Origin of the sequence: Mycobacterium uberis (assembly GCF_003408705.1) — a bacterium.
Lineage (GTDB): Bacteria > Actinomycetota > Actinomycetes > Mycobacteriales > Mycobacteriaceae > Mycobacterium > Mycobacterium uberis.
Genome location: NZ_QAYL01000001.1, coordinates 113,751 through 134,130, shown reverse-complemented (window position 1 = coordinate 134,130; position 20,380 = coordinate 113,751). Strand labels below are relative to the sequence as shown.

12 protein-coding genes are annotated in these 20,380 nt (G+C 59.5%); 11 read left to right on the top strand and 1 reads right to left on the bottom strand.

The window, feature by feature from the left end; translation table 11 throughout:
- Nucleotides 1-56 precede the first annotated feature (56 nt).
- The 11 genes from glf to MUBE_RS00490 all read left to right on the top strand — a co-directional run bounded on the left by glf (nucleotide 57) and on the right by MUBE_RS00490 (nucleotide 19,429).
- On the top strand, nucleotides 57-1,304 hold the full coding sequence (gene glf, locus MUBE_RS00540) for a UDP-galactopyranose mutase (protein ID WP_116539060.1): 1,248 nt from the start codon (nucleotides 57-59) through the stop codon (nucleotides 1,302-1,304).
- The gene (locus tag MUBE_RS00535) at nucleotides 1,304-3,223 is read left to right on the top strand and encodes a glycosyltransferase (protein WP_116539059.1); all 1,920 of its coding nucleotides are present in this window, start codon (nucleotides 1,304-1,306) and stop codon (nucleotides 3,221-3,223) included. The genes glf and MUBE_RS00535 overlap by 1 nt, the downstream gene beginning before the upstream one ends.
- Nucleotides 3,216-3,806 (top strand): phosphatase PAP2 family protein, encoded by a 591-nt coding sequence (locus MUBE_RS00530; protein ID WP_116539058.1) that lies wholly within the window; start codon nucleotides 3,216-3,218, stop codon nucleotides 3,804-3,806. Before MUBE_RS00535 ends, MUBE_RS00530 begins: the two co-directional genes overlap by 8 nt.
- Nucleotides 3,803-4,711: a decaprenyl-phosphate phosphoribosyltransferase gene (locus MUBE_RS00525; RefSeq protein ID WP_116539057.1), complete on the top strand. Its 909-nt coding sequence runs from the start codon at nucleotides 3,803-3,805 to the stop codon at nucleotides 4,709-4,711. The genes MUBE_RS00530 and MUBE_RS00525 overlap by 4 nt, the downstream gene beginning before the upstream one ends.
- Nucleotides 4,686-6,716: a terminal beta-(1->2)-arabinofuranosyltransferase gene (gene aftB, locus MUBE_RS00520; protein WP_207801617.1), complete on the top strand. Its 2,031-nt coding sequence runs from the start codon at nucleotides 4,686-4,688 to the stop codon at nucleotides 6,714-6,716. The genes MUBE_RS00525 and aftB overlap by 26 nt, the downstream gene beginning before the upstream one ends.
- 379 nt (nucleotides 6,717-7,095) lie before the next feature.
- Nucleotides 7,096-8,112 carry a diacylglycerol acyltransferase/mycolyltransferase Ag85A gene (gene ag85A / locus MUBE_RS00515; RefSeq protein ID WP_116539056.1) on the top strand — a complete coding sequence of 339 codons (1,017 nt, stop codon included), beginning with the start codon at nucleotides 7,096-7,098 and terminating at the stop codon, nucleotides 8,110-8,112.
- 152 nt (nucleotides 8,113-8,264) lie between these two features.
- Nucleotides 8,265-9,173: an alpha/beta hydrolase-fold protein gene (locus MUBE_RS00510; RefSeq protein WP_116539281.1), complete on the top strand. Its 909-nt coding sequence runs from the start codon at nucleotides 8,265-8,267 to the stop codon at nucleotides 9,171-9,173.
- A gap of 222 nt (nucleotides 9,174-9,395) precedes the next feature.
- On the top strand, nucleotides 9,396-10,415 hold the full coding sequence (culp6, locus tag MUBE_RS00505; RefSeq protein ID WP_116539055.1) for a carboxylesterase Culp6: 1,020 nt from the start codon (nucleotides 9,396-9,398) through the stop codon (nucleotides 10,413-10,415).
- Nucleotides 10,416-10,656: 241 nt separating this feature from the next.
- Nucleotides 10,657-12,546 (top strand): long-chain-fatty-acid--AMP ligase FadD32, encoded by a 1,890-nt coding sequence (gene fadD32, locus MUBE_RS00500; RefSeq protein WP_165849617.1) that lies wholly within the window; start codon nucleotides 10,657-10,659, stop codon nucleotides 12,544-12,546.
- A gap of 11 nt (nucleotides 12,547-12,557) precedes the next feature.
- Nucleotides 12,558-17,879, top strand: coding sequence for a polyketide synthase Pks13 (gene pks13 / locus MUBE_RS00495; protein WP_133297006.1), 5,322 nt, complete (start codon nucleotides 12,558-12,560; stop codon nucleotides 17,877-17,879).
- Nucleotides 17,876-19,429 (top strand): acyl-CoA carboxylase subunit beta, encoded by a 1,554-nt coding sequence (locus MUBE_RS00490; RefSeq protein ID WP_116539054.1) that lies wholly within the window; start codon nucleotides 17,876-17,878, stop codon nucleotides 19,427-19,429. The genes pks13 and MUBE_RS00490 overlap by 4 nt, the downstream gene beginning before the upstream one ends.
- A gap of 273 nt (nucleotides 19,430-19,702) precedes the next feature.
- On the opposite strand, the gene MUBE_RS00485 is transcribed toward MUBE_RS00490, so the two are convergent.
- Nucleotides 19,703-19,885 carry a hypothetical protein gene (locus MUBE_RS00485; protein WP_165849616.1) on the bottom strand — a complete coding sequence of 61 codons (183 nt, stop codon included), beginning with the start codon at nucleotides 19,883-19,885 and terminating at the stop codon, nucleotides 19,703-19,705.
- Nucleotides 19,886-20,380 lie beyond the last annotated feature (495 nt).

Below are 20,380 nucleotides of genomic sequence, written 5' to 3'. Positions count from 1 at the left end.
CAACTCGAGCCGTCAAATGGGGTTATGTCCAAAAAGTCAGATACCCTAGGCAACCGATGACCGCTCGTTTCGATCTCCTCGTTGTTGGCTCGGGGTTTTTCGGCCTGACAATTGCCGAACGCGTGGCGACCCGGCTGGATAAGCGCGTCCTTATTGTCGAGAAACGCCCGCACATCGGTGGCAACGCCTATTCAGAAGCCGAGCCGCAGACCGGCATTGAAGTCCACAAGTACGGTGCCCACTTGTTCCATACCTCTAATAAGAGGGTATGGGACTACGTGCGGCAATTCACCGAGTTCACCGACTACCGACACCGGGTTTTCGCGATGCACAAGGGGCAGGTATACCAGTTCCCGATGGGACTCGGCTTGGTGTCGCAGTTCTTCGGTCGGTGTTTCACTCCCGACGAAGCGCGACAGCTGATCGCCGAACAGGCCGCTGAAATAGATACGGCAGACGCGGAGAACCTCGAAGAGAAAGCGATCTCGTTGATTGGCCGACCACTCTACGAGGCGTTCGTGAAGGGGTACACAGCAAAACAGTGGCAGACCGATCCCGCCAAACTTCCGGCCGCCGTCATTAGTCGGCTACCAGTGCGATACACCTTTGACAATCGATACTTCAGCGACACTTATGAGGGCTTGCCGGTCGACGGTTACACGGCATGGTGTACGAAGATGGCCGCCGACGACCGTATCAAGGTGCGACTTGACACCGACTGGTTCGAAGTCGCCGATCAGTTGCGTGCTGACAGCCCGGGAGCCCCGGTTGTGTACACCGGTCCGCTGGATCGTTACTTCGACTACGCGGAGGGCCGTCTCGGCTGGCGCACCCTGGACTTCGAGATGGAAGTGCTACCGATTGGCGACTTTCAGGGTGCGCCGGTGATGAACTACAACGACCTTGATGTGCCTTTTACGCGCATCCATGAGTTCCGCCACTTCCACCTCGAGCGCGACTATCCGACCGATAAGACGGTGATCATGCGGGAATACTCCCGCTTTGCCGAGTACGACGATGAGCCCTACTATCCCATCAACACCGAGGCTGACCGCGCTATGTTGACCGCCTATCGAGCCAGGGTTAAGTCCGAAACCGCGTCGTCAAGGGTCCTGTTCGGGGGGCGATTGGGCACCTACCAATATCTGGATATGCATATGGCTATTGCTAGCGCGCTGAACATGTACGATAACATCCTTGCGCCGCACCTGCGTGATGGTGATCCCTTATGGCAGGAATCAGCGGGAGCTGCGGTTGCTGCACGGCCTGCATCAGTGGTTACTGGGTGGGAGGGCGACGCGTAATGACCGCCGTGAGCCTGCTGGCCCGCGTCATTCTGCCGCGTCCGGGTGAACCTCTCGATGTCCGTAAGCTGTATCTCGAGGAGTCAACCACCAATGCCCGGCGCGCGCATGCGCCGAGCCGCACTGTGCTGCAGATCGGCGCAGAGTCCGAGGTGTCGTTCGCCACGTACTTTAATGCGTTCCCGGCCAGCTATTGGCGCCGCTGGACGACCTGCGAGTCGGTGGTGCTGCGGGTCGAAGTAACCGGAGCTGGACGCGTCGACGTCTATCGCACCAAGGCTACCGGAGCGCGAATCTTCGTTGAAAGCCGCGAGTTCACCAGTGTCGAGAGTGACCCCAGCAAGGCTCAAGTCGTGGAGGTTGAGGTGGGACTGCAGCCGTTCGAAGACGGCGGCTGGATTTGGTTCGACATCACCACCGACACCAGGGTTACTCTGTGTAGCGGCGGCTGGTATGCCACCAGACCGGTTCCAGGCAAGGCCAACATTGCGGTCGGTATCCCGACCTTCAATCGGCCCGCAGCCTGTGCCAACGCGTTAGCTGAACTCACCGCCGACCCATTGGTGGACGAGGTGATCGGTGCGGTGATCGTGCCTGATCAAGGCGTCCGCAAGGTACGCGATCATCCGGACTTTTCGGCTGCGGCTGCCCGGCTTGGCGATCGGCTCTCCATTCACGATCAGCCCAACCTGGGCGGATCCGGAGGCTATAGCCGAGTGATGTATGAGGCGTTGAAAAACACTGACTGTCAACAGATCCTGTTCATGGATGACGACATCCGCATTGAGCCGGACTCGATTTTGCGGGTATTAGCGATGCACCGCTTCGCTAAGAGCCCAATGCTGGTGGGCGGCCAGATGCTCAACCTGCAGGAGCCGTCGCACCTGCACATCATGGGCGAAGTGGTGGATAGGTCGAACTTCATGTGGACCGCTGCGCCGCACACCGAGTACGATCACGATTTCGCTGAATATCCGTTGAACGACAAAGAAGACAAAAGCAAGCTGCTGCACCGGCGCATCGACGTTGACTATAATGGCTGGTGGACGTGTATGATCCCGCGGCAAGTCGCCGAAGAACTGGGGCAGCCACTGCCACTGTTCATCAAATGGGATGATGCCGACTACGGTCTGCGGGCCGCCGAGCACGGCTACCCGACGGTCACACTGCCCGGCGCAGCGATCTGGCATATGGCCTGGAGTGACAAAGACGACGCCATCGACTGGCAGGCCTATTTCCATTTGCGCAACCGGTTGGTGGTCGCAGCTATACACTGGGACGGCGATGTTACCGGCTTGGTTCGCAGTCACCTGAAGGCGACGCTGAAACACCTTGCTTGTCTTGAATATTCAACGGTGGCAATCCAGAACAAGGCCATTGATGACTTCCTGGCCGGCCCGGAACACATCTTCTCGATTTTGGAATCGGCGCTGCCGCAAGTACACCGCATGCGCAAGGAGTACCCCGACGCGGTTGTTCTGTCGACAGCAACCGAATTGCCGCCTCCGGTGCACAAGAACAAGGTTACGAAACCGCCGGTGAACCCATTGTCCATCGGCTATCGACTGGCGCGTGGGATATTCCACAACCTCACCGTGGCTGACCCCGACTGCCACCAACGTCCGGAATTTAACGTGCCAACTCAGGATGCGCGCTGGTTTCGACTATGTGTGGTTGACGGGGTCACCGTCACTACCGCCGACGGGTGCGGCGTGGTCTACCGGCAGCGTGACCGGGCCAAGATGTTCTCGTTGCTGTTTTCCTCGCTGCGTCGTCAGCGGCAGCTGGCGCGCCGGTTCGACGAGATGCGCAAGATCTACCGTGACGCCTTGCCGGTGTTGTCTAGCAAGCAGAAGTGGGAGACGGCGTTGTTCCCGGCCGCAGACCTCCCCACCACCCAAGCCTCCGAGCATGCCTGAAGCACCTCTTTTTGAGGCGCCTACTGGTGAACTGGCAGTGGTGGTGGCCGTACAGTCGGCATTGGTTCACCGCACCGGTGTGTTGCCGATGACGCGAGGAATGTCGCATTTCGGAGAACACAGCATCGGCTGGCTGGTGGCATCATTGCTCGGCGCCATCCTGGTGCCGTGCCGCCGCCGGGACTGGTTAGTGGCTGGAGCTGGGACGTTCGTCGCACATGGAGTCGCCGTGCTGATCAAACGGATGGTCCAGCGTACCCGGCCGAGCCATCCAGCCATCGCGGTGAATTTTGACGTACCCACTCAGCTGAGCTTTCCGTCGGCGCATGTAACTTCGACCACAGCCGCGGCCATCTTAATCGGCCGGGCCAGCGGACTGACCAAAACAATAGCCGCCGCGGTGCTGGTGGCTCCGATGGTGTTGTCGCGGATAGCGCTGGGGGTGCACTATCCCAGCGATGTGGCCTTCGACGTCGTGCTCAGTGCTGCGATTGCAGGCACTACCGCTCGTTTTGAAAGCTGGTTGTTACGCAAATGGCCGACCCACTCCGGCCCCAGCACGGCGGGAGGTGCGGCCAAATGAGTGAAGATGTGCTGATTGGGCCTCCAGGGAACCTGGTCACCGGGGTGGCTCGGGCGATTCGTCCGCGGCAGTGGGTGAAGAATGTACTGGTTTTGGCCGCGCCGGTGGCCGGATTGGGCGGCGGCATGCACTATAAGTATGCCGAACTGCTGGCCGACGTGTCGCTGGCCTTCGTAGTGTTTAGCCTGGCAGCCTCGTCAGTGTACTTGATCAACGACGTGCGCGACATTAAGGCGGACCGAGAGCACCCGACCAAGAGGTTCCGGCCGATAGCGGCCGGTGTGGTTCCCACGTGGCTGGCCTACACCCTCGCAGCGGTGCTGGGGGTGGCTTCCCTGATCATTGCCTGGCTACTGACCCCAAATCTGACGCTAGTCATGGCGATCTACATTGGTATGCAGTTGGGCTACTGCTTTGGTCTTAAACACCAAGCCGTGGTCGATATCTGCATAGTGTCGTCGGCGTATTTGGTCCGAGCCATCGCTGGCGGTGTGGCCACCAACATCTCACTGTCACAGTGGTTTTTGCTGACTGCGGCGTTTGGATCGCTATTCATGGTAGCCGGTAAGCGATACGCAGAGCTGCAGTTGGCCGAACGCACCGGCGCGGCAATCCGCAAATCGCTGGAAAGCTATACTAGCACCTACTTGCGGTTCGTTTGGACGTTGTCGGCCACCGCGGTGGTTATGTGTTATGGGTTGTGGGCCTTCGAACGTGACCGTCACTCGGGGTCCTGGTTTGCGGTGTCGATGGTCCCGTTCACTATCGCGATCTTGCGTTACGCGGTAGATGTTGACGGCGGGCTGGCCGGGGAACCCGAAGACATCGCGCTCCGTGATCGGGTGCTACAGTTGCTGGCACTGACGTGGGTCGGAACAATTGGTGCCGCTGTTGCCTTCGGCTAATATCGATCTGACCGGCTTCACGGACCCAAAGGGCTCCAATGGGTCGATGATTTGGCGCAGGCCGGTGATCAGGAAGGTCGGTTGGCCTCTGTTTCCGTACCATGTGGTAGCCCGGGTCAGCCTGTGGGTCAGCGTCGTGGTTATGGCTGTGCTGTTTGGTTGGGGGGCCTGGCAACGACGTTGGATCGCTGATGACGGGCTGATCATCTTGCGCACCGTGCGCAATCTGTTGGCTGGCAATGGACCGGTATTCAATCAAGGTGAACGGGTGGAGGCCAACACCTCCACGGCATGGACTTATCTGCTGTATGTGGGGAGCTGGGTCGCCGGGCCGATGCGTTTGGAGTATGTGGCATTGGCCGCGGCTCTAGTGCTTTCTGTACTCGGCGTTGTGCTACTGATGCTGGGTACAGGCCGATTGTATGCACCTAGTTTGCGTGGCCGTCAGGCGATCGTGCTGCCCGCCGGAGCGCTAGTTTACATTGCGCTGCCGCCAGCGCGGGACTTCGCCACATCCGGCTTGGAGAGCGGCCTGGTGTTGGCGTATCTGGGGCTGTTGTGGTGGATGATGGTCTGTTGGGGGCAGCTGCTGCAGAATCGTAATCGTCCGCAAAGCCGGGGATTCATCGGCGCATTGGCCTTCATGGCGGGGTGCAGTGTTCTGGTACGTCCCGAATTGGCGTTGATGGGCGGGCTTGCGCTTATTATGCTGATGATCGCGGCCTGGACCTGGCGGCTCCGCGCGCTGATCGCGGTCGCTGGAGGATTTCTGCCGGTTATCTACCAGATATTCCGGATGGGCTACTATGGCCTGCTGGTACCGGGTACCGCTCTGGCCAAGGACGCAGCGGGTAACAAGTGGTCCCAGGGGATGATCTATTTATCGAATTTTAACCAGCCTTACGCATTGTGGATGCCGGTGGTGCTCTTAGTGCCATTGGGGTTGTTGCTAATGCCGATTCGTCGTCGGTCATCATTTGTGTGCTCTATGGAGGCCCACAACTACGGCCAGGTGACTCGGGCGATACAAAGTCCGCCAGCTGTTGTGGTTTTCGTCGTCGCCAGCGGATTTTTGCAGGCATTGTACTGGATCCGGCAAGGTGGCGACTTTATGCACGGAAGAGTGTTGTTGGCGCCGATATTTTGTTTGCTGGCTCCGGTGATGGTAATCTCGGTGGCGCTTCCTGACAGGGCGGACTTCTCGCGACAGACCCGCCATTGGCTGGTTGGTGTGGCCGGCCTACTGTGGCTGGGGATCGCAGGCTGGTCGCTGTGGGCAACCAACTCGCCGGGGATGGGTGATGATGCCACCCATGTTAGCTACTCGGGGATCGTCGACGAGCGACGTTTCTACGCGCAAGCTACCGGCCACGCCCATCCGTTGACCGCGGCCGACTATCTGGATTATCCGCGGATGGCTGCGGTCCTGGTAGCGCTCAACAACACCCCTGACGGTGCGTTGTTGCTACCGTCTGGCAACTACATTCAGTGGGATATTGTGCCGATGATTCAGCCATCGCTACCTGCGCCGGGAAATCCTCTGGGCAGTGCAGTGTCGCAAAAGCCCCAGCACACGGTGTTTTTCACTAACCTCGGTATGCTTGGGATGAACGTCGGACTTGATGTCCGGGTGATCGACCAAATCGGGTTGGCGAATCCACTGGCGCAACACACCGAACGACTGCAACGCGGTCGGATCGGGCATGACAAGAACCTTTTCCCGGACTGGGTTATCGCCGACGGCCCATGGGTGAAGCGGTACCCGGGCATTCCCGGCTATCTCGACCAGACATGGGTTGCGCAAGCGACAGTGGCCTTGCAATGTTCCGGGACTCAGGCGGTGCTGAACTCGGTGCGCGCCCCGATGACCCCGCATCGGTTCATCTCCAACCTGTTGAATTCGTTTGAGTTCACTCAGTACCGGATTGACCGTGTTCCGCTCTATGAGCTCGCCAGGTGTGGGCTTCCAGTACCCGACGCGCCCTCCGCTACCCCACACGAATGAGCACTCGGCTTAGACGACTCGCGAGTGAGGTGAAGTCAGCCAATTTCGGCCGCTGTGCCGTCTCAGATGGCATGAAATCTGCGCAGCCATAGGACCGATCCTGCAAATACTGACAGCAAAATCACAATTTAGCCCTCAACTGCGCGGTGGTACCCGTCAGACACGTGCAGAAATGCTGTTTCCAGGGCTGCGTTTGATGTGAAAATCATCGAAATATAGCCTCCGGATAGCGGTTTGAGCAATTCGTTCGATGCCAGCGAATGCCTTAAGTTGTGGTTGACTAAACGGGCACTGCAGAGTCTAGCGTATGCAGTTCTCTCTAAATTTAAGGATGTGTCAAAACGTAACAATGCATGTAAAGGATGATGAGGAAGCAAGAATGAAGTTGTTTGAGAGGTTTCGACGCGCTGTGGCGGGTATGCCACGTCGACTCGCGGTTGGGGCCGTAGGAGCGGCTCTGCTGTCGGGTCTGATCGGCGTCGTCGACTCGGCAACCGCGGGGGCGTTCTCGCGGTCGGGACTGCCGGTAGAGTATCTGAAGGTTCCGTCGGTGGGGATGGACCGCGACATCAAGGTCCAGTTCCAAAACGGAGGTGTCAACTCGCCCGCACTGTACCTGCTAGATGGGTTGCGCGCGCAGGACGATTTCAGTGGCTGGGACATCAACACTCCCGTTTTCGAATGGTACTACCAGTCGGGCCTTTCGGTAGTAATGCCGGTCGGCGGACAGTCCAGCTTCTACAGTGACTGGTACAGCCCGGCTTGCGGCAAGGCCGGCTGTCAGACCTACAAGTGGGAGACCTTTCTGACCAGCGAGCTGCCGCAGTACCTGCAGAATAACAAGCAGGTCAAGCCGACTGGCAGCGCGGTGGTCGGTCTTTCGATGGCCGGGTCGTCGGCGCTGACGCTGGCGATCTACCATTCTCAGCAGTTTATCTACGCTGGCGCCATGTCGGGCTTGCTGGACCCCTCCAATGCAATGAGCCCCTCGTTGATCGGCCTGGCTATGGGTGACGCCGGTGGCTACAAGGCCACGGACATGTGGGGCCCGAAGGAAGACCCGGCGTGGAAACGTAACGACGCGACGGTGAACATTGGTGCTTTGATCGCCAACAATACCCGCATCTGGGTGTACTGCGGCAACGGCAAGCCTACGGAATTGGGCGGCAATAACCTACCCGCCAAGTTCCTCGAAGGTTTCGTGCGTACCAGCAACATCAAGTTTCAGGATGCGTACAACGCAGGTGGCGGCCACAACGCCGTATTCAACTTCCCGGACAATGGGACGCACAGCTGGGAGTATTGGGGCGAGCAGCTCAACGCCATGAAGCCTGACCTGCAGCAGCATTTGAGTGCCGTGCCTAACACTGGCGGTGAGGCCACTCAGGGCACCTAGCCAATCCCGCCTCACGGTGGTCACCTTTCGTGGTCGCCACCGTTAGCTATTTCCAGGCAGCTCCAACAAGTGTGGTGTGGTGCACTACCCTGCGGGCATGGGTTCGTTATGCCCTGGATAGCGTGCACACAGCGACGGCGATGGAGGTAGGCATGCGGGGTCTGTCATCGGTTCTGTGTCTGCGGGTGCTCTGTGTTGTTGCACTGGCAGTGGGGGTAGGTGCTGTGTCAATGCTGGCGGGAACCACTGGCAACGTCAAGGCTGCGGGTTATGAATCCTTGATGGTGCCGTCGGCAGCGATGGGTCGTGGTATTCCGGTCGCTTTCATGGCCGGTGGGCCGCACGCGGTGTACTTGCTTGATGCCTTCAACGCAGCGCCTGATGTGAGCAATTGGGTGACTGTGGGCAATGCGATGAACACGTTGGCCGGCAAGGGTATTTCGGTAGTGGCGCCCGCCGGCGGCGCTTACAGCATGTACACCGACTGGGAGAATGACGGCAGCAAGCAGTGGGATATCTTTCTGTCCAGCGAGCTTCCTGAGTGGCTGGTCACCAACAAGGGCCTGGCGCCCGGCGGCCACGCGGCCGCCGGTGCTTCGCAGGGCGGATATGCCGCGATGGCGTTGGCCGCTTTCCACCCTGACCGCTTCGGCTTTGCTGGTGCGTTGTCCGGGTTCGTGTACCCGTCGAGCACGAACTACAATGGCGCAATCTTGGCTGGTCTGCAGCGATTCGGCGGTATCGATGGCAATGGGATGTGGGGTGCCCCACAGTTGGGTCGGTGGAAGTGGCATGATCCTTACGTGCATGCCGCGCTGCTGGTTGAGAACAACACCCGCGTGTGGGTCTACAGCCCGACGAATACGGGGGGCGACGACGCTGCAATGATCGGCCAGGCTGGTGCGGCGATGGGCAGTTCCCGGGAATTTTATAAGCAGTATCGCAACGTCGGTGGACGCAACGGTCACTTTGACTTTCCGGGAGACGGTGACAATGGCTGGGGGACGTGGGCACCGCAGTTGGCTGCTATGTCGGGCGATATCGTCGGAGCCATTCGCTAGGGAGGCGCCAGCCAAGCCGTCTAGCGGCGCCCGCAGCGTGTGGGATATGTTGTGCGACGAGGGGCCCGGTACCGTTTAGGTGAGGTGCAGCGTAGAGCGCACGTAGCGTCACCGTGCGGCGTGGGTGCGTTCGGGTGGGTAGCGGTGTGCGTTACTACCGTCCGCTGTATGTGCACCGGAGCCTTCTGAGCGACCTACCGACTCTGCTAACAGGAGACCCCGATGGCCGAGAAGGCCAACAACATGCCGCGTAAACACCATCGACTCCTCGCCTGGACAGCCGCTTTGTCGATGGCGGCTGTTGTGGTGCTGGTTATTGTGACTGTGACGATCATGCTTCGCAGGACCAAACTCCCGCCTAGTGCGGTGCCGCCCGGCGTGCTGCCTATTCCGTCTACCGCACCTCACCCGCGGAAGCACCAGCCCGCCTCTCAAGACGCGTCCTGCCCCGACGTGCAGTTGATCGTTGTCCCCGGAACCTGGGAGTCTTCTTCGCAGGACAATCCACTTAATCCAGTGCAGTTTCCGAATGCGTTGCTGCGCAACGTGACTACGAAGATCGGCCAGCAGTTTCCCGCCTCCCGAGTTCAGGGGTACACGATTCCGTACACTGCGCAGTTCCACAATCCGCTCAGTGGCGACAAACAGATGACCTATAACGACAGTCGTGCAGAAGGCACCCGTGCGCTGGTTCAAGAGATGACTAACGTGAATAAAAACTGCCCGTTGACCAGTTACATACTGGTGGGTTTTTCGCAGGGCGCGGTGATCGCTGGCGACATCGCCAGCGATATTGGCAACGGCCGCGGACCCGTCGATGATAGCCTGGTGCTCGGTGTAACGCTGATTGCCGATGGTCGTCGCCAACCGGGGGTGGGCAATGACATCGGGCCCAATCCGCCGGGCGAGGGCGCCGAGGTTACCTTGCACGAGGTGCCGATTCTATCCAACCTCGGCATGACTATGACGGGCGCGCGGCCCGGTGGTTTTGGCGCGCTAGACGGCAAGACCAATGAGATCTGTGCTCTCGGTGACCTTGTTTGTGCTGCTCCTGCGGAGGCATTTAGCGCTGCTAACTTACCGGCCACGTTAAAAACGTTGGCCGGCGCCGCCGGCCAACGGATCCATGCGATGTATGCTACTTCCCAGTTCTGGAACCTAGACGGGTTGCCCGCGACCGTTTGGGCATTGGATTGGGTGCATCGGCTTATCGAGGATGCGCCGCATCCTAAACATGGATGACATGGCTTAAAGTAGGCCGCTAGTGGGCGCGATCAACGAAACCTTGTGATTTGGTCTGCTGAGCACCGCCGTTTAACATTAAGAGGAATTTAAGAGCATGTGGTTGATCCGTTCGAGTCGAAGCTAGCACTAGCAGTGGTCAGCACAAGCCTAAATGTGCGCCGTGCGAAGGCTGGTTCGCGCGCAGATGGAACTGTCGGTGAAGCCGACCGAGAGATGTGTCGTTACAGGAGAGAGTCGCATGGCGTACCACAACCCGTTCATCGTGAATGGAAAGATTAGGTTCCCGGCTAATACCAACCTGGTTCGTCACGTCGAAAAGTGGGCAAAGGTTCGTGGCGACAAGCTGGCCTATCGATTCCTGGACTTCTCCACTGAACGCACTGGTGTCGCGCGCGATATTCTGTGGTCGGAATTCAGTGCTCGCAACCGTGCGGTGGGGGCCCGTCTGCAGCAAGTCACCCAGCCAGGCGACCGCGTCGCTATCTTGTGCCCGCAGAGCCTGGACTATCTGATCTCCTTCTTCGGCGCCCTATACTCTGGCCGGATTGCGGTGCCGTTGTTCGATCCGGCCGAGCCGGGGCACGTCGGCCGATTGCACACGGTGCTCGATGACTGTACCCCCTCGACGATCTTGACTACCACTGACTCCGCCGAAGGTGTCCGCGAATTCATCCGCACTCGTTCGACCAAGGAGCGACTCCGCGTCATCGCGGTAGATGCGGTGCCCACCGAGGTAGCCGCCACCTGGGAGCACCCCGAGGCTGACGAGGAAACTGTCGCTTACCTGCAGTACACTTCGGGTTCCACCCGTATTCCAAGCGGCGTGCAGATCACCCATCTGAACTTGCCCACCAATGTGGTGCAGGTGTTGAATGCTCTACAAGGACAGGAAGGTGACCGAGGGGTCAGTTGGCTTCCGTTCTTCCACGACATGGGTCTGATTACTGTGCTGCTCGCGTCGGTGCTTGGCCACAGCTTCACTTTTATGACGCCCGCGGCGTTTGTGCGTAGGCCCGGTCGCTGGATCCGCGAACTCGCGCGTAAGCCCGAAGACACCGGTGGCACCTTTTCAGCCGCGCCGAACTTTGCGTTTGAGCACGCCGCGATACGTGGACTGCCCCGAGATGATGAACCGCCACTGGACCTGAGCAATGTCAAGGGTATCCTCAACGGCAGCGAACCGGTATCTCCGGCGTCGATGCGCAAGTTCTTTGAAGCGTTTGCACCGTACGGTTTGAAGCAGACCGCCGTTAAGCCGTCCTACGGGCTGGCCGAGGCGACCCTGTTCGTTTCGACTACTCCGATGGACGAGTCGCCCACCGTGATCCATGTGGACCGTGATGAGCTAAACAACCAGCGGTTCGTCGAGGTAGCCGCCGGTGCATCGAACGCGGTTGCCCAGGTCTCCGCGGGCAAGGTCGGGGTCAGCGAATGGGCGATTATCGTCGATCCCGACACGGCCAGCGAACTACCGGACGGGCAGATCGGTGAGGTTTGGCTACATGGCAATAACCTCGGTACCGGTTATTGGGGTAAGAGAGAAGAATCTGCCCAGACTTTTAAAAATATCCTCAAATCGCGGATTAGCGAGTCACGTGCCGAGGGAACCCCCAGCGACGCGCTGTGGGCGCGTACCGGCGACTACGGCACCTACTTCAAGGACCATCTCTACATTGTGGGTCGGATCAAGGACCTCGTCATCATCGACGGACGCAACCATTACCCGCAGGACCTGGAGTGCACGGCACAGGAATCGACTAAGGCGTTGCGGGTGGGCTATGTGGCCGCCTTCTCAGTGCCGGCCAACCAGTTGCCCCAGACAGTGTTCGACGACCCGCATGCCGGCGTGAAGTTTAACACCGGGGACATCTCCGAGCAGCTGGTGATCGTCGGTGAACGCGCCGCCGGCACGTACAAGCTCGACTGCCAGCCCATCGTTGACGACATCCGCGCGGCCATCGCTGTGGGGCACGGGGTGACGGTGCGTGATGTGCTGCTGGTACAGGCTGGAACGATTCCCCGCACCTCTAGCGGCAAGATCGGGCGCCGTGCCTGTCGCGCCGCCTACATTGATGGCAGTCTGCGCAGCGGCGTTGGCTCCCCAGCGGTCTTTGCTGCTGGATCCTGAGCAAGGCGCACATGGCTGACTCGGTTGAGTTTCAAGAGAACGGCGGATTTCAGGAGAACTTACCCGCCCAGAAGACCGATATGCGTGCCGGCGACGATGATGCAGAACGAAGCGAGGAGGAGCGCATAACAACGGTCCCCGAAATGCGGCAGTGGTTGCGCAGCTGGGTGGGCAAAGCCGTCGGGAAGTCGCCTGACGATATCGACGAATCCGTGCCGATGGTGGAATTGGGTCTGGCGTCGCGGGATGCCGTGGCGATGGCGGCCGATATCGAAGAAGTGACCGGCGTGACGCTATCGGTCGCGGTCGCTTTCCAACATCCAACCATTGAATCGTTGGCGACCCGGATCATCGAGGGCGAGCCAGAAACGGCAGACGACAAAACCGACGCTTTCGACTGGTCGCGCACAGGCCCTGCAGAGCGCGTTGACATCGCGATTGTGGGCTTGTCGACGCGGCTACCGGGTGACATGAACTCCCCGAAGGAAACCTGGCATGCGCTGCTGGAAGGCCGCGACGCCATCACTGACCTACCCGAGGGCCGCTGGTCCGAATTCCTCGACGAGCCACGGCTGGCCGCGCGCGTCGCCAACGCCCGTACCCGCGGTGGCTATTTGAAGGACATCAAGGGTTTTGACTCTGAGTTCTTCGCGGTAGCCAAGACCGAAGCCGACAACATCGACCCGCAGCAGCGGATGGCGCTAGAGCTGACCTGGGAGGCTCTCGAGCATGCCCGCATCCCCGCGTCGAGTCTACGTGGCGAGGCCGTCGGCGTATACATTGGCAGTTCCACCAACGACTACAGCTTTCTGGCGGTCTCAGACCCGACGGTCGCTCACCCATATGCGATCACTGGTACCAGCAGCTCCATCATCGCCAACCGGGTGTCGTACTTTTACGACTTTCGCGGACCGTCAATCACCATCGATACCGCGTGCTCAAGTTCGCTCGTAGCAATTCATCAGGGCGTGCAGGCGCTGCGGAATGGCGAAGCCGATGTCGCGGTGGCCGGGGGTGTTAATGCCTTGATCACTCCGATGGTGACCCTTGGTTTCGACGAGATCGGTGCGGTGCTAGCTCCTGATGGCCGGATCAAGTCCTTCTCATCGGACGCCGATGGATACGTTCGCTCTGAGGGCGGCGGCATGCTGGTACTCAAGCGGGTGGACGACGCCCGCCGCGATGGCGACCAAATTTTGGCGGTGATCGCCGGCAGCGCGGTCAACCACGATGGCAGGTCCAACGGTCTGATCGCACCCAACCGGGACGCGCAGGCCGATGTGCTGCGCCGAGCCTACAAGGACGCTGGCATCGATCCACGCACGGTTGATTACATCGAAGCACACGGCACCGGCACTGTCTTGGGTGACCCGATCGAGGCTGAGGCGTTGGGCCGCGTCGTCGGTAGGGGGCGTCCTCCCAACCGGCCGGCGTTGCTGGGCGCGGTGAAAACCAATGTGGGACATCTGGAGTCGGCAGCCGGTGCGGCCAGCATGGCCAAGGTGGTGTTGGCTTTGCAGCATAACAAGTTGCCGCCGTCGATTAACTTCGCCGGACCCAGTCTGTACATCGATTTCGATGCGATGCGGCTGAAGGTGATTGACACGGTGACCGACTGGCCACGCTACGGTGGCTACGCGCTGGCCGGGGTGTCCAGCTTTGGCTTTGGAGGTGTCAATGCACATCTGGTGGTGCGTGAAGTGTTGCCGCGTGACATCGTGGGCACGGAAGGGCTGCACCCGGAGTTTCAAACCGAGCTCATCGCAGCGAGCGCGACACATACAGTAACGTTCGAAGGCCACGCGCTCCGGTTCGACGAATGCGGCGAGGTGATAACCGACGCTCCCGGGGCCGAGAACATCGAATCCGAGCTGCCGGGCCTCACCGAAAAGGCACTGCAGCTCAAGCAAGCCGCCCTGGAAGAGCTTGCGGCGCAGACAGGCACGACACCCTTGATTCCGCTTGTGGTGTCGGCATTTTTAACCTCCCGCAAAAAAGCTGCTGCTGCCGAGCTGGCGGATTGGATGGATAGCCCGCAAGGCCGGGCGTCGTCGCTGGAGTCGATCGGTCGATCGCTGTCGCGGCGCAACCACGGTCGTTCCCGCGCGGTGGTGCTGGCTCATGACCATGACGAGGCGATCGAGGGTCTGCGAGCGATCGTCGAGGGTAAGCGGCGGCCGCACGTGTTCAGTGTCGACGGTCCGGTGCCCAGGGGCCCGGTATGGGTGCTAGCCGGGTTCGGTGCGCAGCATCGCAAAATGGGCAAGGGCCTCTACCTGCGCAACGACGTCTTTGCTGAGTGGATCGAGAAGGTCGACGCACTGATCCAGGAAGAGTTGGGCTATTCGGTGCTCGAGCTGATCTTGGACGACTCGAAGGACTACGACATTGAAACCACTCAGGTCACCATCTTCGCGATCCAGATCGCACTCGGTGAGCTACTCTGCCACCACGGCGCCAAACCGGCAGCGGTGGTCGGCCAGTCGCTGGGTGAGGCCGCTTGCGCCTACTTTGCTGGCGGGCTGTTGTTGCGCGACGCTACCCGCGCAATCTGCTCGCGTTCGCACTTGATGGGCGAGGGCGAGGCAATGCTGTTCGGCGAGTACATCCGGTTGATGGCACTGGTCGAATATTCCGCTGACGAGATCACGGCGGTGTTCTCTGACTTCCCTGATCTTGAGGTGTGCGTCTACGCCGCACCCACCCAGACCGTCATCGGAGGTCCGCCCGAGCAGGTGAACGCGATCATCGCCCGCGCTGAAGCTGAGGGAAAGTTCGCCCGCAAGTTTCAGACTAAGGGAGCCAGCCACACCCAGCAGATGGATCCGTTGCTCGGTGAACTTGCCGCGGAGCTGCAGGGCATCAAGCCAATGAGTCCGACGGTAGGCATCTACTCGACGGTGCACGAGGGCAGCTATATCAAGCCTGGCGCCGACCCGATCCACGACGTCGATTACTGGAAGAAAGGGCTACGGCACAGCGTCTACTTCACCCACGGCATCCGTAACGCCGTCGACAGCGGCCACACCACGTTCCTGGAGTTGGCGCCCAACCCGGTGGCGCTGATGCAGGTAGGTCTGACTACGGCTGCGGCCGGCTTACATGACGCCCAGCTGATCCCGACGCTGGTCCGTAAGTTTGACGAAGTTGAGTCGATGATCTCGACCATGGCGCAGCTTTACGTTTATGGTCACGACCTGGACATCTGGACTCTGTTCACGCGTGCCAAGGGATCCGAGGACTACGCGGACATTCCACCAACTCGATTCAAGCGCAAGGAACATTGGCTTGACGTCCATTTCTCTGGTGATAGCTCAATGCTCATGCCAGGGAACCATGTCGCATTGCCGGACGGTCGGCACGTTTGGGAATTTGCGCCGCAGGACACCAAGACAGATCTCGCGGATTTGGTGAAAGCTGCTGCGGCGCAAATTCTTTCGGACCCGCAAATGACTACTGCCGAGCAGCGCGCGGTGCCTGGTGAGGGTGCACGGCTGGTGACGACGTTGGCTCGGCACCCTGGTGGCGCTTCAGTTCAGGTGCATGCCCGCATCGACGAATCCTTCACGCTGGTGTACGACGCGTTGGTGTCCTGGGGCGTTCAAGAATCGGTATTGCCGACCGCCGTTGGTCTCGCCGCGACGATTGCGCCTACTGAAGTGTCCGCAGCAGTGCCTGCTAAGGAGTCGGATGCAGAAACTTTGTCAGACAGCCTGACCAACCGTTACCTGCCGTCCGATATCGATAGGTGGTCGCCCGACTCAGGTGAGACCATCGGCCAGCGACTGGGCATGATTGTGGCGGCGGCGATGGGGTACGAACCCGAGGACTTGCCGTGGGAGGTACCGCTACTCGAGCTGGGTCTAGACTCGCTGATGGCGGTGCGGATCAAGAACCGTGTGGAGTACGATTTTGATTTGCCGCCGATCCAGTTAACGGCGGTGCGTGACGCTAGCCTTTACAACGTCGAGAAGCTGATCGAATACGCGATCGGGCATCGCGACGAAGTTGAGCAGTTACACGAGTACCAGAAGACTCAGACGTCAGAAGAGATCGCCAAGGCGCAGGCGGAGCTGTTCAGCGGCGTGACATCGGAAGAGTTACCCCCCTCCGGGGTGTCGATTCCGCTGCCCTCCGACCCCGTTGGCCAGTTAGGCCCGCCCAATAACGGGATACAGGACGATCTGGCTGTGGCTGCGGAAACATTCAACTCCGAAGCGGTCGACAAGGCGCTCAACTCTGACGTGCCGCCGCGCGATGCTGCCGAACGGGTTACTTTCGCTACTTGGGCGATCGTCACTGGGAAGTCCCCTGGCGGCATTTTCAATATATTACCCAAGCTGGACGATGGCACTGCTACTAAGATAGCGCAGCGGCTCTCCGAGCGCGCTGAAGGGTTGATCACCGCCGAGGATGTGTTGACGTCGGAGAACATTGAGGTGCTGGCTGACAAGGTGCGCAACTACTTGGAAGCCGGGCAGATCGATGGGTTCGTCCGCACTATCCGGCCGCGGGCCGAGGGCAGTGTGGAGGGCTCATCGCGAATTCCGGTGTTCGTTTTCCATCCGGCCGGTGGTTCGACTGTGGTGTATGAGCCGCTACTCAAGCGGTTGCCAGCTGATACCCCGATGTACGGCTTCGAGCGGGTTGAAGGTTCGATCGAAGAGCGCGCGACGGCCTACATGCCGAAGCTGATTGAGATGCAGGGTGACGGGCCTTACATTCTGGCCGGTTGGTCTCTGGGTGGCGTGCTGGCTTATGCTTGTGCGATCGGGCTGAAACGCGCTGGTAAGGACGTCGCGTGGGTGGGGCTGATCGATGCGGTGCGTGCCGGCGAGGAGATCCCGCAAACCAAGGAGGAGATCCGTAAGCGCTGGGACCGCTACGCGCGGTTTGCCGAAAAGACCTTCAACGTCACCGTTCCGGCGATCCCTTACGAACAGCTGGAGGAGCTCGACGACGAGGGCCAGGTCCGGTTTGTGCTGGACGCCATCAGCCGAAGCGGTGTGCGGATTCCGGCCGGGATCATCGAGCACCAACGTACCTCGTACCTGGACAACCGGGCGATCGACACAGCCCAGATCCAGTCTTATGACGGACATGTCACCCTGTACATGGCCGATCGCTACCATGACGACGCGATCATGTTCGAGCCGCGGTACGCCGTCCGTAAACCGGATGGCGGCTGGGGTGAGTATGTTTCCGATCTTGAGGTGGTGCCGATCGGTGGCGAGCACATCCAGGCTATCGACGAGCCTATCATTGCCAAGGTGGGCGAACATATGAGCCAGGCATTGAACAAGATTGAGGCTGAGCAGAAGGCTCCCAAATGACTCCGAAGACCACAGCCGAGAGCCTGGCCCAGCTACATGAAAAGCTGGACTTAGCCAGAGAGCCCGGAGGTGAGAAGGCTGTCGTTAAGCGCGACAAGAAGGGCATTCCAAGTGCCCGCGCCCGCATCTACAAGCTGGTCGATCCGGGTACGTTTCTTGAGATCGGCGCACTGGTGCGCACCCCGAGCGACCCCAACGCCCTCTACGGTGACGGTGTTGTCATCGGGTACGGTCTCATCAACGGCCGGTCGGTCGGAGTGTTCGCACACGACCAGACAGTGTTCGGTGGCACGGTTGGTGAGATGTTCGGCCGTAAGGTGGCCCGGCTCATGGAGTGGTGCGCAATGGTCGGATGCCCGATCGTTGGCATCAACGATTCCGGCGGCGCACGCATCCAGGATGCGGTCACCTCGCTGGCGTGGTACGCTGAATTGGGTCGTCGGCACGAGCTGCTGAGTGGAATTGTGCCGCAGATCTCCGTTGTTTTGGGTAAATGTGCTGGCGGTGCGGTCTATTCGCCGATCCAGACCGATCTAGTAGTCGCGGTGCGCAACCAGGGCTACATGTTCATCACCGGTCCTGAAGTCATTAAAGACGTGACTGGCGAGGACGTCAGCTTGGACGAGCTGGGTGGCGCCGATTCCCAGGCAAAGTACGGCAACATCCACCAGGTGGTGGAGTCCGAGGCGGCTGCATTCAGCTACGTGCGGGCCTTTTTGTCGTTTCTCCCGCCCAACTGTTTCGACCAAGCGCCGATTGTGAACCCCGGGTTGGAGCCTGAGATCACGGCGCACGACCTCGAGCTCGACTCGATCGTGCCGGATTCGGACAACACAGCCTACGACATGCACGAGATTCTGCTAAGGATCTTCGACGACGGCGATTTCTTGGACGTCGCCGCACAAGCTGGACAGGCCATCATCACCGGCTATGCGCGTGTTGACGGCTGTACTGTTGGCGTTGTGGCCAACCAGCCCATGCATCTGTCTGGGGCGATTGATAACGAAGCCTCCGATAAGGCTGCGCGGTTCATCCGGTTCTGCGACGCGTTCAATATCCCGTTGGTTTTCGTGGTGGACACACCCGGATTCTTGCCTGGGGTGGAGCAGGAGAAAAACGGCATCATCAAGCGCGGCGGCCGGTTCCTGTATGCTGTGGTGGAAGCCGATGTGCCGAAGGTGACTATCACAGTTCGCAAGTCCTATGGCGGCGCGTATGCGGTTATGGGATCCAAGCAACTGACCGCCGACCTCAACTTTGCCTGGCCAACTGCGAGAATCGCCGTAATCGGTGCTGACGGTGCTGCGCAGCTTTTGATGAAACGCTTCCCCGACCCAAATTCGCCGGACGCGCAGGCGATTCGCAAGATCTTCGTCGATAATTACAACCTCAACATGGCGATCCCGTGGATCGCCGCCGAGCGCGGGTTCATCGACGCTGTGATCGAACCTCACCAAACCCGATTGTTATTGCGCAAGTCGCTACATCTGTTGCGTGACAAGCAGCAGTGGTGGCGGGTGGGACGTAAGCACGGACTCATCCCGGTCTAGGGCGATTTCATTGTTGCCTAGCCTTTTCTTTCATCTGTGTGTTGATGTTCCATAACTTAACAACCCGTTACGGTTTTGCCCTGGGAACTCGCGCACTGTTGCCACCAGCCGTGAATGTCGTGTAAATTAAATATAGGTTCCTTTGTGCGTATATTATTGGTCGTTACGCTCGTAATTGTAATTGTGCCGGTGTGGATGGATACAGTTACGGCAATCTTATCCCTGGTTCTCGGGAGTCGCTGTTTTGGAGACTGTGGTGTTGATGCCGCTGACTTAGCTAGCGATGATGGTTTTCTTTTGGGTGTAACCTTGCATCGGCGAATCCATGTTAGTGGCAACGCGGATTGTGCCAGTAATCGCGTGGTTACCCTTGGCAGAGCTGGCCTGGGTCGTGGTGTCAAACTTTTTCTTGCTCATCGACGATGTTGCCATCAGCCGGACGTTGTTAGCAAACATCGTTGCAATTTTCATCGCGAGTATGATCGACGCGGTAATCCTGTTAACCTGTTGGCTGCAATGCCGATCGGGTAGCTTACCCAATCAGCATCGACTCCTGCTGCTCATAAGGCATTGAGTGGCATTGTCTAAGCCGGCGCGGCACCGGTACTAGCGTGACGCCGATGTGGTCTGCCTGCACGGTGGCTGAAGTGAATGTTGCCTTGACCGCGCCGGAAACTGAACAGCGAATCGTCACCAGACAGGTCACCGCAGTGTGGAAGAACGCACCCCGACGTTATTGGACATATTAAACGTCTGCGCGCGCTTGCGCCGACCGCCTGTTTCTGGTGTATGACGGTCAGCGGGTTGTCTATCGGCAGTTCGCGCGGGCGATGCCGGCGTTGGCCGATGCCCGGACCTGTGACGGGGTTCGAGTTACAGTGCGCCATAGAAGGCAAATAACCGTAATATCCGTTTTCCTTTTATAATACACTGCTTGCCGGTGCAAGTGTG